General features: G+C 64.3%; 12 protein-coding genes. 10 read left to right on the top strand and 2 right to left on the bottom strand.

The genetic code is table 11. From position 1 onward, the window contains the following. The first annotated feature begins 166 nt into the window (after positions 1-166). From IWX81_RS09400 to IWX81_RS09385, 4 genes are all read left to right on the top strand, one after another. On the top strand, positions 167-1504 hold the full coding sequence (locus IWX81_RS09400) for an ABC transporter substrate-binding protein (RefSeq protein ID WP_199281072.1): 1338 nt from the start codon (positions 167-169) through the stop codon (positions 1502-1504). 130 nt (positions 1505-1634) lie between these two features. Next, positions 1635-2762 carry a carbohydrate ABC transporter permease gene (locus IWX81_RS09395; RefSeq protein ID WP_199281071.1) on the top strand — a complete coding sequence of 376 codons (1128 nt, stop codon included), beginning with the start codon at positions 1635-1637 and terminating at the stop codon, positions 2760-2762. After that, positions 2759-3739, top strand: coding sequence for a carbohydrate ABC transporter permease (locus tag IWX81_RS09390; RefSeq protein WP_199281070.1), 981 nt, complete (start codon positions 2759-2761; stop codon positions 3737-3739). The genes IWX81_RS09395 and IWX81_RS09390 overlap by 4 nt, the downstream gene beginning before the upstream one ends. A gap of 72 nt (positions 3740-3811) precedes the next feature. Further along, positions 3812-5653 (top strand): ABC transporter ATP-binding protein, encoded by a 1842-nt coding sequence (locus tag IWX81_RS09385; protein WP_199281069.1) that lies wholly within the window; start codon positions 3812-3814, stop codon positions 5651-5653. On the opposite strand, the gene IWX81_RS09380 is transcribed toward IWX81_RS09385, so the two are convergent. Further along, positions 5650-6330, bottom strand: a complete 681-nt coding sequence (locus IWX81_RS09380) for a DUF305 domain-containing protein (protein ID WP_199281068.1) — start codon at positions 6328-6330, stop codon at positions 5650-5652. The two genes, IWX81_RS09385 and IWX81_RS09380, sit on opposite strands and share 4 nt — an antisense overlap. After that, positions 6308-7114, bottom strand: coding sequence for a DUF3105 domain-containing protein (locus IWX81_RS09375; RefSeq protein ID WP_334593700.1), 807 nt, complete (start codon positions 7112-7114; stop codon positions 6308-6310). Before IWX81_RS09375 ends, IWX81_RS09380 begins: the two co-directional genes overlap by 23 nt. Between IWX81_RS09375 and IWX81_RS09370 the strand changes: the two genes are divergently transcribed. From IWX81_RS09370 to IWX81_RS09345, 6 genes are all read left to right on the top strand, one after another. Next, positions 7095-8459, top strand: a complete 1365-nt coding sequence (locus IWX81_RS09370; RefSeq protein ID WP_199281067.1) for a cystathionine beta-synthase — start codon at positions 7095-7097, stop codon at positions 8457-8459. The genes IWX81_RS09375 and IWX81_RS09370 overlap by 20 nt on opposite strands. A 17-nt stretch (positions 8460-8476) precedes the next feature. Beyond that, complete coding sequence (locus IWX81_RS09365) at positions 8477-9661, top strand: cystathionine gamma-synthase (RefSeq protein ID WP_199281066.1); 1185 nt, start codon at positions 8477-8479, stop codon at positions 9659-9661. A gap of 267 nt (positions 9662-9928) precedes the next feature. Beyond that, on the top strand, positions 9929-11149 hold the full coding sequence (locus IWX81_RS09360) for a sugar ABC transporter substrate-binding protein (protein ID WP_199281065.1): 1221 nt from the start codon (positions 9929-9931) through the stop codon (positions 11147-11149). Between the two features lie 64 nt (positions 11150-11213). Next, a complete protein-coding gene (locus IWX81_RS09355; RefSeq protein ID WP_199281064.1) occupies positions 11214-12797 on the top strand; it encodes an ABC transporter permease subunit in 1584 nt (527 codons plus the stop codon). Then, positions 12797-13687: a sugar ABC transporter permease gene (locus tag IWX81_RS09350; RefSeq protein WP_199281063.1), complete on the top strand. Its 891-nt coding sequence runs from the start codon at positions 12797-12799 to the stop codon at positions 13685-13687. Before IWX81_RS09355 ends, IWX81_RS09350 begins: the two co-directional genes overlap by 1 nt. A gap of 226 nt (positions 13688-13913) precedes the next feature. Continuing rightward, positions 13914-14816: a cyclase family protein gene (locus IWX81_RS09345; protein ID WP_199281062.1), complete on the top strand. Its 903-nt coding sequence runs from the start codon at positions 13914-13916 to the stop codon at positions 14814-14816. Positions 14817-14828: the final 12 nt, after the last annotated feature.

Below are 14828 nucleotides of genomic sequence, written 5' to 3'. Positions count from 1 at the left end.
TGGCCGAATCGTTAGGCGCTAGTTCGTGCCAAGCGCTTGCAATGCTCTCGAACTTCACCTAGTTTGTGCTGTGGAACCGGTTCCCGTCCGGGGCTGTTCCGTTTTGCAATCACCCCCGCGTGAGCCAATAACGGCGCTCGCGATTCACCCTCAACGAGGAGGAAGTATGAGTTTCATCGTGCAGCGTAGATTCACAGCACCGTTCGCCATACTCGCCGTAGCAGGGCTCGCACTCGCGGGCTGCTCGAGCGACACAGGCTCAGGCTCGAGCGCAGGCCCAGGAGACGCAGGCGAGGCCGATGGCGTCGTCACGATCTACGGCACCATCCAGGACACCGAGGCAGACCTCCTCAACGAGTCCTGGGCTGCCTGGGAAGAAGAAAACGACATCGACATCCAGTACGAAGGCTCGAAGGAATTCGAAGCGCAGATCGGAACCCGCGCCCAGGGCGGCACGGCTCCCGACCTCGCCATCTTCCCGCAGCCGGGTCTTCTGGGTGACCTCGCGTCACGCGATTACGTGCAGCCGGCTCCCGAGGGCGTTGCATCCAACGTCTCCGAGTACTGGGGCGAAGACTGGGCTGGATACGCCAGCACCGGCGACACCCTGTACGGCGCACCTCTCATGGCCAGCGTCAAGGGCTTCGTCTGGTACTCGCCGGCTCAGTTCGAGGAGTGGGGCGTAGAAGTTCCGACCACGTACCAAGAGCTGCTCGACCTGACCAAGACGATCCAGGAAACGACCAACACCGCACCGTGGTGTGTCGGATTCGGTTCTGACGCGGCAACGGGCTGGCCCGGAACGGACTGGGTCGAAGACCTCGTCCTGCGCGAAGCCGGACCGGACGTCTACGACCAGTGGGTCTCACACGAGATTCCGTTCAACGACCCCGCCATCAAGTCAGCCTTCGACTCAGTGGGCGAGATCCTGCTGAACCCGGACTACGTGAACGCGGGATTCGGCGACGTCAAGTCGATCAACACCACGCCGTTCGGTGACCCGGCCCGCGCCCTCGGCGACGGATCGTGCGCACTCCACCACCAGGCATCGTTCTACGACGGATTCATCCAGGACCCCGCGAACGGAAACGCCACCGTGGGACCCGACGCTGACATCTGGGCGTTCATCACCCCGTCGATCGAAGCAGGCGGAAGCGCCGTCACGGGCGGTGGCGAGATCGTCGCTGCCTTCTCGAACGACGCAGACACCGTCAAGGTGCAGGAGTACCTCTCCAGCCCCGACTGGGCCAACAGCCGCGTCGCACTCGGTGGCGTGATCAGCGCCAACAAGGGCCTCGACCCCGCCAGCGCGTCAAGCCCGATCCTGCAGGAGGCGATCAAGGTTCTCCAGGACCCCGCCACCACCTTCAGGTTCGACGCTTCTGACCTGATGCCCGGCGTTGTCGGTGCTGGTTCCTTCTGGACCGGCATGGTCGACTGGATCAACGGCAAGTCGACGGACGAGGTGCTCGACAACATCGAGGCCACCTGGCCGTCCGAATAGTCTGGCCGTTCAGTAACATCGGCTAGAACAGCATGATCGAGGGCCGGCGGAGACCTCTTCCGCCGGCCCTCACTTACCTTTAGTCTCACAACATAAGCGCGAGTTCACTGGTGCACTCGAAAGGACGTCAATGTCAGGGTTCCTGAAATGGCTTGCTGGCCTCAATCCGTTCGCCCAGATCCCCCTGGTGATCGGGGCTTTCCTCCTGGTAGCCGGCATCCTCATCTTCTTCATCGAGATCGCGCCGCGTTCCGGTCGTCGTTATACGATCATCCGCGCGCTGGTCTGCGTGCTCGCACCGGTCGTCGTCTTCCTCCTGCTCGGCTCGATCCCGCTTGCAGCGGTCGTCGCGGCAGTGCTCGGTGGGGTGTTCTTCCTTCTGGACTACCGCTCTCGCGAGGGCGCGGGTTACCTCTTCCAGCTCATCGGATTCCTGAGTCCGGCGGTCTTCCTGCTCGCCATCGGGCTGGTCTATCCGACCGTTGCCACCTTCTTCAAGGCATTCATGAATGCGCGGGGCAGCAGGTTCGTGGGCTTCGAGAACTTCATCTTCGTGTTCGGCCAGGAAGCGAACCGGGTGGCGATCATCAACACCATCATCTGGGTGCTTGTCGTTCCGGCCTTCTCGACGATCGTCGGTCTCGCCTACGCGGTCTTCGTCGATAAGGCGAGGGGTGAGAAGGTGCTGAAGGCGCTGGTCTTCATGCCCATGGCAATATCCTTCGTGGGCGCGAGCATCATCTGGAAGTTCGTCTACGACGCCAACTCTGCCGACCAGCCGCAGATCGGTCTCCTCAACGGGATCATCACGTTCTTCGGCGGCCAGCCCCTCGACTTCATCAACGTGGCGCCCTGGAACAACCTGTTCCTGATGGTCATCCTCATCTGGGTGCAGACCGGATTCGCGATGGTCGTGCTCTCCGCGGCCATCAAGGGCGTGCCGGCCGAGCAGATGGAGGCGGCGCAGCTCGATGGCACCAACGCCTGGGAACGGTTCATCAACGTGACGGTGCCGGGCATCCGGAGCTCACTCATCGTCGTGCTGACCACCATCTCGATTGCATCCCTGAAGGTCTTCGACATCGTGCAGACGATGACGGGAGGCGCCAACGGAACCAACGTGCTCGCCAACGCGGTGTACGCACAGAAGCTCGAGGAGGGCAGGGCTTCGGCATTCGCCGTCATCCTGTTCCTGCTCGTGCTGCCGATCATCATCTACAACGTGAGGCAGATGCGTCTGCAGAAGGAGATCCGATGAGCGCCGTCGCCCCGATCGACCTCCCCGTCGACCAGAAGACAAAGACCCAGCTCGCGCGCGGTGAGAAAGCCGCAGAGCGTTCCACGCTCAAGAAGTCGAAAGACCGGCTCACGAGCAAGGGCGCCACCGCGGCGGCGATCGTCATCGCCATCCTGTGGACGACGCCCACCCTGGGTCTGCTGATCACGTCGTTCCGACCGCCGGAGCTGATCAATACGAGCGGGTGGTGGAGCATTTTCACCAACCCTGGTTTCACGCTCGGAAACTACGATGCGGTGCTCAACGGATCTGCCACGACGGTCACCCTCGGGCAGTCATTCATCAACTCGATAGCGATCACCCTGCCGGCCGCGCTCTTCCCCCTCGTGATCGCGTCACTGGCGGCATACGCCTTCGCGTGGATTCCGTTCAAGGGTCGCAACATCCTCTTCATCGGGGTATTCGCCCTGCAGGTGGTTCCGATCCAGATGGCCCTCGTGCCGCTGCTCAGCCTTTTCTCCCGCGGGCTCAGCATCGGTGACTTCGAGGTCTTCTCCGGACTCGGCGCCGGAGGTAACTCCTACGGCCAGATCTGGATCGCGCACACGATCTTCGCGCTGCCGCTGGCGATCTTCTTGCTGCACAACTTCATCTCGGAGATTCCGCAGGAGCTCATCGAGGCAGCGAGGGTCGACGGCGCCGGGCACGGGCAGACGTTCTTCAGGATCGTGCTCCCGCTGGCCATGCCGGCCATCGCATCGTTCGCGATCTTCCAGTTCCTGTGGGTCTGGAACGACCTGCTGGTTGCGCTGGTCTTCGCGGATGGAGCGGTCGGCCCGATCACCAAGGTGCTGCGCGAGATCACGGGAAACCGCGGCCAGGACTGGTACCTGCTCACCTCGGGAGCCTTCATCGCCATGATCGTTCCGCTCATCGTGTTCTTCGCACTGCAGCGGTTCTTCGTGCGCGGACTGCTGGCAGGTTCGACGAAGGGCTGATCCTTTCGCACCTCACTCGAGCCCGCCGGGACACCGGCGGGCTCGCTGTGTTAACCGACCTAAAGTTGAGGTATGAGCGGAATGCGCGGCGGCGGTCGCATGATGGGCGGGGGCGATGCGGCCGCACAGAAGGCGGCCAACGCCTCTGCGCCGAAGGTGCCCGACCTTCTGAAGCGGATCGCGGGACTGTTCGCCCCCCACCGTCGTGCACTGACGATCACGATCATCCTGGTGCTCGTCAGCGCCGGGCTCAGCGTGCTCCCACCCTTGCTCACCAAGCAGGCATTCGACGAAGGGTTGTTCCCGCCGAGCGGCACACCGAATGTCCCGGTTCTCGTCGAACTCGTCTCGATCATGGTCGTGCTGTGGGTCTCGTCCGCCGCCCTCGGCGTGTGGCAGACCTGGTTGACCGCCTCCGTCGGCAACACGGTGATGGGCGCGCTGCGTATCCGCCTCTTCGGCCACCTCCAGGCGATGGAACTCGCCTTCTTCACGCGCACGAAGACCGGCGTCATCCAGTCGAGACTCCAGAACGATGTCGGGGGTGTCGCCAGCGTGCTCAGCAACACCATCTCGAGCGTCATCGGCAACACGGTCACGGTGGTCGCGGCGTTCGTGAGCATGCTCGTGCTGAGCTGGCAGCTCACGGTGGTGGCGGTCATCCTGCTGCCCATCCTCGTCGTGGCCCAGCGCAGGGTCGGTCAGGTGCGCGCGCGCATCGCGACGAAGACCCAGGAGTCGCTGAGCGACATGACCGCGATCACGCAGGAGGCGCTGAGCGTGAGCGGCATCCTGCTCGCCAAGAGCTTCAACCAGCAGCAGTCCGAGACGGGCCGGTACGAGGCCGAAAACCGCAACCAGATCAGGCTGCAGGTGAGCCAGCAGATGAGCGGCCAATGGTTCTTCGCCATGGTCAACATCTTCCTGTCGATCATCCCCGCGGTCATCTACGTCGTCGCGGCGTACCTCATCTCGGGCGGGGTGGATGTCACGGCCGGAACGATCGTCGCCTTCACCACGGTGCAGGCGCGTCTCATGTTCCCGCTGCTCGGCCTGTTGAGGGTCGCCCTCGACCTGCAGACCTCGTCAGCGCTGTTCGCCAGGATCTTCGAGTACCTCGATCTCGTGCCTGCCATCACGAATAAACCGGATTCGCACGCCGTGCGTCCCGCCGAGCTCGGGAGGGTCGAGTTCGACGACGTCGTGTTCCGCTACCCGGATGCGCCGGAGGATTCCCCCGCAACCCTCAAAGGCGTCTCCCTGGTCATCGAGCCTGGGCAGTTCGCCGCATTCGTGGGGCCGTCGGGGGCAGGTAAGACGACTGTGTCGTACCTGATTCCGCGCCTGCACGATGTGACGACGGGCCGGGTGTTGTTCGCGGGTGACGACGTGCGTGACCTCGAGTCGGACTCGCTCGTGCGAAACATCGGGATCGTGAGCCAGGAGACCTACCTGTTCCACGCGACCATCGGCGAGAACCTGCGGTACGCGAAACCGGAGGCCGGGCTCGACGAGCTCGAAGCCGCGGCAAGGGGTGCCAACATCCACGACACCATCATGTCGTTCCCCGATGGCTACGACACCGTGGTGGGGGAGCGCGGTTACCGACTCTCCGGGGGCGAGAAGCAGCGCATCGCCATCGCGCGGGTGCTGCTGAAAGACCCGGCCGTGCTGATCCTGGACGAAGCCACGAGCGCCCTCGACTCCATTTCGGAACGGGTGGTGCAGGATGCGCTCGATGCAGCATCGAAGGGACGCACCACCATCGCGGTGGCGCACAGGTTGTCTACCGTGATCTCGGCCGACGTGATCTTCGTCGTGGTCGGCGGAAAAATCGTCGAGAGTGGACGTCATGAAGAACTGCTGTCGAATGACGGGATGTACTCGTCGCTGTACGCGCAGCAGCTGGGCTAGCTCCGCTCGGCGAGCATCCGTTCCATCAGCTCGATCTCGCTCGACTGCGCCTGCACGATACTGGTCGCGAGATCGACCACCACTCGCTTGGAGCTGCGCTCGATGACGGCTTCCGCCATCTCGACCCCACCCTCGTGGTGCGCGATCATGAGCTGGAGGAAGAGTCGCTCTGCGTCCGGTCCCTCGTTCTCCGACAGCCGCTGCAGTTGCTCGCGGGTCGCGAGCCCCGGCATCGGCGACCCCGGCTCGTGGGAGGAGCCTGCGGCGTGATCGTGGCTGGAGGCGCCCGGCGCCGGGCGTGACATCCACATCATCGACGGCTCGCTCGCCGCCTGCGACAGCCCCCACTCGGCGAGCCAGCCGAACATCTGGCCGGACTGCTGCGCCTGGGAGGTGGCGATGTCGTAGGCGAGCAGCCGGACTTCGGGGTCGTCGGTCTCGTCGCGCACGATCATGGCCATCTCGACGGCCTGCTGGTGGTGCACCTGCATGTCGCGGGAAAAGCCAGCCTCGGCGCTCGAGTCCAGAGGGTCGCTGTCGACCGGCGAACTCACCCTGCCGATGACGAGGGATGCCGCCACCAGCCCGATCGCGGTGAGCACCGCAGCTATCGCGAGTCGCGTCTTTCGGCTCTGGTCGGTGTGTCCGGCCGGATCAGGCGATGCGTCCTGCACCATCGAGACCTCCGGTGCACGGCGCGCCCGGCTCGGGAGCCGACGCGGATTTCCAGTACTTCGAGATGAACGACTGCATGCGGGGGTCATCCACGCCTTCGAGTTGCACCTGGGCTCCCCACGCTGAGATCACGACGGGAGCTGGCAGCCCGGGGAACGGGGACAGCACAGAATATGTGCTCGGCACGGCGTCGCGCAGCGACGCGATCTCGGCATCGTCGAGCGCCTCGGGGTCGTACGTCACCCAGACGGCTCCGTGCTCGAGCGCATGCACGGCATTCTCGTTGGGCTGGGGCTGCTCGTAGACGCCGCAGTTGAGCCAGGTGGCGTAGTGGTCGCCACCAGCGGGCGGGTTCATGTCGTAGGCCGCCTCGTAGTCGACGGGTTCCGGCCCCACGTGCACCGACGTCAGGCCCGGGAACTCGGTCAGCCCGGCGATGTCGATGTCATCGGGGTTCGGCTTAGGGGTAGAGCCGACCACGATGAAGCCGACAGCGAGCGAGAGCACGGCGACTCCCGCCACGATGGCCGCACCGATGCCGATGCGCCGATTGCGTCGCTGGGTGGCGAGCTGCTTCTGCAGCCCGGCCACCTTCTCGGCCCTGCGGGCCTCGCGCTGCTGTTGGACTGTGGGTTTCGATGGATCGGGCACGGCATCCTGTCGGCTCGGTGGTCTCGGTGCATCCACCGTACAGTTTGGTTCTGTGGCGGTGGTGTGAATGCCCGCTGACGTCGTGTCATGCGCCCGCTGGTAGATTATGCCCACCATGAAGTACGCCAACAGCATCCTCGACCTTGTCGGAAACACCCCGCTCGTGCGCCTCAACAGCGTCACCGAGGGGATCTCGGCCACCGTCCTCGCCAAGATCGAGTACCTCAATCCGGGCGGCTCGTCCAAAGACCGCATCGCGACCCGCATCATCGATGACGCCGAGGCGAAAGGTCTCCTGAAGCCCGGCGGCACCATCGTGGAACCGACGAGCGGTAACACCGGCGTCGGGCTCGCACTCGTCGCCCAGCAGCGCGGCTACCACTGCGTTTTCGTGCTTCCCGACAAGGTCGGCGAAGACAAGCGCAACGTGCTGACGGCCTATGGGGCCGAGATCGTCGTGACTCCGACGGCCGTCGCGCCTGATAGCCCCGAGTCGTACTACTCGGTATCGGATCGACTCGCGCGCGACATTCCCGGTGCGTTCAAGCCCAACCAGTACGCGAACCCGAACGGACCGCTGAGCCACTACGAGACCACCGGTCCCGAGGTTTGGCGCGACACCGAGGGCAAGGTGACCCACTTCGTCGCCGGCGTCGGCACGGGTGGCACCATCAGCGGCGTCGGCCGGTACCTCAAAGAGATCTCCGACGGTGGCGTGCACATCATCGGCGCTGACCCCGAAGGCTCGGTGTACTCGGGCGGAACCGGGCGACCCTATCTCGTGGAGGGCGTCGGGGAGGACTTCTGGCCTGAGGCGTACGACCCGAGCGTCGTCGACGAGATCATCGCATCCTCCGATGCCGAATCATTCGACATGACCCGCAGGCTTGCTCGCGAAGAGGGCCTGCTCGTGGGCGGCTCCAGCGGAATGGCCGTCGCGTCGGCGCTCAAGGCCGCGAGGTTGCTGAGCGCCGACGACGTCATGGTGATCCTGCTGCCCGACGGCGGCCGCGGCTACCTCGGCAAGATCTTCAATGACAAGTGGATGCGGTCATACGGATTCGCCTCTGTCACGGAGGAGAAGACCGTCGGAGACGTCGTGCGGTCGAAGACGGGGGGGTTGCCCGATCTCGTGCACGTGCATCCCACCGATACGGTCCGCGACGCCATCGAGATCATGACCAAGTACGAGGTCTCGCAGATGCCGGTGCTGACGGCCGAGCCGCCCGTGGTGATGGGCGAGGTGATCGGCGCCATCGATGAGCGATCCCTCATGGAGGCAGTATTCACAGGTGGAGTCCAGATGACAGACGCCGTTCGGGAATTCGTCGGCGCACCGCTCGGTTTGATCGGTGTGAACGAATCTGTCGGTTCGGCGCGCGCAGCCCTCGGGGCCGCGGATGCGCTGATGGTCACGGACGGCGGCAAGCCCGTCGCAGTACTGACCCGACACGACCTGCTGAACTACCTCAGCTCCTGAATCACGGAAAGAACACTGTGAACGACGACACTGCGCACGACGACTCTGCCAACGACGACCTCGGTTTTTCGACCCGAGCCATCCACGCCGGCCAGGAATTCGATCCGACGACGGGCGCCGTGGTGCCTCCCATCTACATGACGTCGACGTTCGTGCAGGACGGCATCGGCGGCTTCCGGGGAGGCTACGAGTACGCCCGCGGCGGAAACCCGACCAGGGACTCACTGCAGACTCTCCTCGCCTCTCTCGAGGGGGGCAAGCACGCCTACAGCTTCGCCTCTGGTCTCGCCGCAGAAGACACCCTGTTGCGCGCGGTGCTGACGCCCGGCTCGCACATTGTGATGGGCAACGACGTCTACGGCGGCACCCACCGCCTCGTCAACCGCGTGCACGTGCCGTGGGGTGTCTCGCTCTCCACGGTCGACATGAGTGACCTGGATGCGGTTCGCGCCGCCATCGACCCCGCGACGACGAAGATCCTCTGGGTCGAGACGCCCAGTAATCCGCTGATGAAGATCAGTGACGTCGCGGCGCTCGCGACCATCGCCAAGGAGCACGGGGTTCTGGTCGTCGTCGACAACACCTTCGCGTCTCCCTACCTGCAGCAGCCCCTCGCGCTGGGAGCCGACGTCGTGGTGCACTCGACCACGAAGTACATCGGCGGACACTCCGACGTGCTTGGCGGGGCCCTCGTGATGAACGACGACGCGCTGGCCGAGAAAGTCGGATTTTTGCAGTTCGCCGTCGGGGCGATCTCGAGCCCCATGGATGCCTGGCTCACCGTCAGGGGAATCAAGACCCTGGCGGTACGTGCCGACCGCCACTCGAGCAACGCACTCGCCATCGCCGAGGCCCTCGTGGGGCATCCGAAGCTCGACGCCGTCTACTACCCTGGGCTCGAAACACACCCGGGCCATGACATAGCGGCGAAGCAGATGACGGCGTTCGGTGGAATGCTGTCCGTCGCACTCAGCGGTGGATCCGCCGCCGCCCGCACCTTCGCGGAATCGACGACGCTCTTCCAGCTCGCGGAGTCGCTCGGCGGAGTGGAATCACTCATCGGCTACCCCTCGGAGATGACGCACGCCTCGGTGCGCGGCACGGAACTCGAAGTGCCGGATAACGTCGTTCGGCTCTCGGTCGGCATCGAGAACGTGGATGACCTGCTGGCCGACGTGCTGCAGTCGCTCGACCGCCTCTAACCAGATTCTCCCGCCCGACGCAGCCAGTTCGACCTGTACAGAAGCGATAAATCTGTTCGTCGTGCCCCGGGGATTTTTGCATGATCTCTCAGGACCTTTTGTCTACCCCCATCCGGGGGCTATGGTTGTAAGCGCTTGCACATCGCGAGAACTTCGAAAGAACGGCCTTTCGGCGTATGAATGCCCCACCCGGGCGCAGCACTCCGGGTGATCCTGGCGGTCATCGGCCCTGGCCGGTCGATCGGCAACACAGGAAGGCAACGTCCCATGGTCCATCATTCACGCGGCCGATTGGCAGCCGGGGCAGTTCTGCTCACGGCGGCCCTCGCCCTCACCGCCTGCTCCGCCTCGGAGCCCGGCGACAGCACAGATTCAGCAGGATCCCTCACGGTCTGGGTCGACGCAGACCGCGCGGCCGTCCTGAAGGATGCCGCAGCAGAGTTCACGAAAGAATCCGGCGTCGAGGTCAAGCTCGTCCAAAAGGACTTCGCCGACATCCAGGAGCAATTCATCGCGCAGGTGCCGACCGGCAAGGGGCCGGACATCACCATCGGGGCCCACGACTGGCTCGGTAACTTCGTCACCAACGGCGTCGTCGCTCCCGTCGAACTCGGGGATAAGGCCGGCGACTTCCAGGAGGTCGCCGTCACGGCCATGAGCTTCGATGGAGTCACCTACGGCGTGCCGTACTCAATCGAGAACATCGCCATGTTGCGCAACACCGCGCTGGCGCCAACGGCTCCGACCTCCTACGACGACATGATCGCGATGGGGAAGAGCGCCGGAACCGAGTTCCCGTTCATCGTGCAGGTCGGTCCAGAATCGGATCCATACCACCTCTACCCGTTCCAGACGTCATTCGGCGCCCCGGTCTTCGGCACGAACGCCGACGGCAGCTACAACGCCGACGAGCTCACCATCGGCGACGCCGGTGGGGACCAGTTCGCCACCTGGCTCGCGCAGCAGGGTGCCGCCGGCAACCTGAACATCTCGCTGACCGGTGATCTGGCCAAGGAGAAGTTCAACGCGGGCGCCTCGCCGTTCTTCCTCACCGGACCCTGGAATGTCGCGGATGCCCAGGCAGCCGGCATCGACGTCGCCGTCGACCCGATTCCTGCTCCTGGCCCGAACGCCGCCCAGCCCTTCGTCGGCGTGCAGGGATTTTTCGTCAGCGCGAAGAGCACCAACACGCTGGCTGCGAGCGAGTTCCTGACGAACTACATCGCGACTGAGTCGGTGCAGACCGCACTCTACGAGGTCGGCAAGCGCGCTCCCGCGCTCACCGCTTCGTTCGAGGCTGCCAGCGCCGACCCGATCATCGCCGGTTTCGGCGAGGTCGGAGCGACAGCTGTGCCCATGCCCAATATCCCGGAGATGGGTTCCGTCTGGCAGTTCTGGGGCGTGACGGAGGCCGCGATCATCGGCGGTCAGGCCGATCCCGTCGGGCTGTGGCAGAAGATGGCCGCCGACGTCCAGGGCGCGATCTAGCACTCACCTTCGCGTGGGCCCGGGCGTTACCGCCCGGGCCCACGCCTGAGCACAGCAGGACGACATGAGCATCACGAAACCTCGAGCGCCGCGGACGACTCCGGTGCCTCACCCGACCTCGACGAGCCTCAGGGTGCTGGTCGTCAAGATCGCGGCCCTGGCCATCGTGGACGCCATCAGCCTGTACGCGCTGTTCATCGTCGGCGCCCAACGCGACTGGATAGTGTTCGCGGCGATCGTCGTCGTCACGGTCATCGTGAATGTCGTCTATTTCAGCAGGAGATTCCTGCCGGCGAAATATCTCGTGCCCGGCGTGATCTTCCTCGTCGTGTTCCAGGTGTTCATCATCGGATACACCGCCTACATCGCCTTCACTAATTACGGCACCGGGCACAACAGTACGAAAGAGGATGCGGTTGCCGCCCTCATCGGATCGTCCCAGGAGCGCGTCGAGGATTCACCGGCGTACGGACTGACCGTCGTCGAGAGCCTCGGCACCTACAGCTTTCTCGTGACAGACCCCGACGGCGACGTCAGCATCGGCAACGCCGACAACCCCCTCAGCCCGGTCGACAACGCGACCATCGAGGGAGGGGTCGCCGTCGGAATTCCCGGATACAACACCCTCACCTTCTCGCAGATCGTGGCCGCCCAGGAGACCATCGCCGGCCTCACCGTGCAGATCAGCGACGATCAGAACGACGGCGCACTGCGCACTCCGGATGGAAGCAGCGCGTTCGTCTACCGGTCGAACCTGGTCTACGACGAAACCGCCGCCACCATGACGAACAGCACGACGGGGGTCGTCTACTCGGACACCGGGGTCGGCGCATTCACCGCCAGCAACGGGGAAGAACTGTTGCCGGGGTGGAAGATCGAGATCGGCTTCGACAACTTCGCCCGTGCGTTCGGCGATGAATCCATCCGCGGTCCGCTGTTCAGCGTCGCGCTGTGGACCTTCGCGTTCGCCTTCCTGTCGGTCGCCACGACGTTCCTTCTCGGCCTCTTCCTCGCTGTCGTCTTCAATGACCGGCGGATGCGCGGGCGCAAGGTCTACCGCGTCATGATGATACTTCCCTACGCCTTCCCGGCGTTCCTGTCGGCACTGGTCTGGGCGGGAATGCTGAATCGGGACTTCGGATTCGTGAACCAGGTGCTGTTCGGCGGAGCCGACATCCCGTGGCTCACCAACGAGTGGCTCGCGAAGGTGAGCATCATCCTCGTGAACCTGTGGCTCGGTTTCCCCTACATGTTCCTCGTCTGCACCGGTGCGCTGCAGTCGATTCCCGAAGAGTTGCAGGAAGCCGCCACCATGGACGGCGCCAAGCCCTGGGCGGTGTTCCGCTTCATCAAGATGCCGCTGCTGCTGGTATCGATCGCGCCGCTGCTGATCTCCTCATTCGCGTTCAACTTCAACAACTTCAACCTGATCTATATGCTCACCAACGGCGGGCCGCGAGACGTGTCTGCCGGCGTGAATGTCGGGGCGACGGACATCCTGATCTCGATGGTCTACAAGGTGGCGTTCGTCGGAGCCGGCCGCGACTACGGTCTCGCGAGTGCCTTCTCGATCATCATCTTCGTTCTCGTCGGAGTCATCGCCGCCCTGAGCTTCAGGGCCACCAAATCACTCGAGGAGCTGAACTGATGAGCACTGTCACCTCCACAGGCACGCGCAGGCCGTTTCACGTCGGGCGCTGGTTCAGGGCGACGGGATGGCGACACGTCATCGGCATCACCATGTCGATCTTCGCGATCTTCCCGTTGCTCTACGTGCTGTCTGCGTCGCTCAACCCCAGCGGCACCCTCATCAGCGCCAACGCGCTGTTCAGCGTCTTCGACTTCGGCAGCTACACCCGGCTGTTCGATCTTCCCCAGCAGCCATACGCCGCCTGGTACGGCAATACCCTCGTGATCGGGATCACGACCTCGATCTGCACAGTGTTCCTGGGCGCTATGGCGGCATATTCCTTTTCGCGTATGCGATTCACCGGACGGCGCGTGGGGCTGCTTGCCCTCCTGCTCGTGCAGATGTTCCCGCAGCTGCTCGCGGTCGTGGCGATCTTCCTGCTGCTCAACGGCATCAGCGACATCTTCCCGGCGATCGGCCTCGATACCCAGATCGGCCTGATCATGGTCTACCTTGGGGGTGCTCTCGGGGTGAACACCTACCTGATGTACGGGTTCTTCAACACCGTGCCGACCTCCATCGACGAAGCGGCGAAGATCGATGGAGCGGGTCACGCGAGGATCTTCTTCACGATCATCCTGCGCCTGGTCGCTCCGATCCTCGCCGTGGTGGGGCTGCTCTCGTTCATCGGAACCACCAATGAGTTCGTGATCGCCTCCATTGTGCTGATCGAGCCGGAGAAGCAGACGCTCGCCGTCGGGCTCTACCAGTTCGTGTCAGACGAGTTCTCGAAGAACTACAGCATCTTCGCCGCGGGAGCTGTGCTGGCGGCACTGCCGGTCATGGCGCTGTTCCTCTACCTGCAGAAGTACATAGTCAGCGGGCTGACCGCCGGTTCGGTGAAGTAGGCACCATCGTCCCGTGTCCATAACTCCTGCAGATCGGCCAGCCCCGGCGCGAACGGTGCCGGAATCATCCGGATGTGCGGGTCGGACCGCTCGCCGTGCAGGAGTTGTGAACCGGCGGCTGGCGTGATGCTGCGGGCCATTGGCTGTTTCTGGCTTGAGCGTGAGACCAACGGACGGCAGTCTTGCGGTGGGGATTGACGCGATCCTGGTTGCAGAAGGGGTCACCGTGCCTGAATACCGAGCACATTTCGACGCAGTGGTCGAATTCGTCAACGGCGGATCGCTTCGAGCCGACGGCTTCAGGATCGATCTGCCCGACCGCGTGACAGACCCGCTCACCGTCGGTCGTCTGTTCGTGCGACACCTCGGACTGGCGCTGGTCTCCACCGTACGGATCTCTGACCTTGTGGTCGTGGCAGAGAAGCACCGCGGCTCGCGAGGGATCGAGACGCAGCCCATCGAACAGCCTGGCCGCGTCGTGGACCTGAGCCATGTCATCCGCGACGGCCTGGTGACCTACCCGGGTCTCCCGGCCCCGTCGGTTACCCCGCACCTGACTCGTGCCGCATCACGCGCGCACTACGCGCCCGGCACCGAGTTCGCCATGGACATCGTCACCATGATCGGCAACACCGGCACCTATCTCGATAGCCCGTACCACCGGTATGAGGGCGGTGCCGACCTTGCCGGGCTCGATCTCGCGACGCTGGTAGGCCTGCGCGCCGAGGTATTTCATGTGCAGGATGCCACGAACAGGGGTGTGCCGGCGAGCGTGTTCTTCGACCGTGATGTGGGTGGGGCCGCGGTGCTCGTCCACACCGGGTGGGACCGCCATTTCGCGACCCCCGCCTATTCCACTGGAGCACCGTACCTGACAGTGGACGCGACGGAGTACCTCGTCGAACAGGGGGCGCTGCTCGTCGGAATCGACTCGCTCAATGTCGACGACACCGAGTCGGGGGGTGAGCGACCCGTGCATTCCGGGCTGCTGGCGGCGGGCATCCACGTGGTCGAACATCTGACGAACCTGGGGGAGCTGCCGCCATCCGGCGCGAGGTTCACGGCCGCACCGCCCGCGTTCGAGGGCTTCGGCACGTTCCCTGTGCGGGCATTCGCGGTCGTGGGCTGACTAAACTTCGGG

The organism is Salinibacterium sp. CAN_S4, assembly GCF_015752305.1.
Lineage (GTDB): Bacteria > Actinomycetota > Actinomycetes > Actinomycetales > Microbacteriaceae > Rhodoglobus.
The sequence above is the reverse complement of the archived record's forward strand: the minus strand, read 5'-3'. Positions and strand labels throughout refer to the sequence as shown.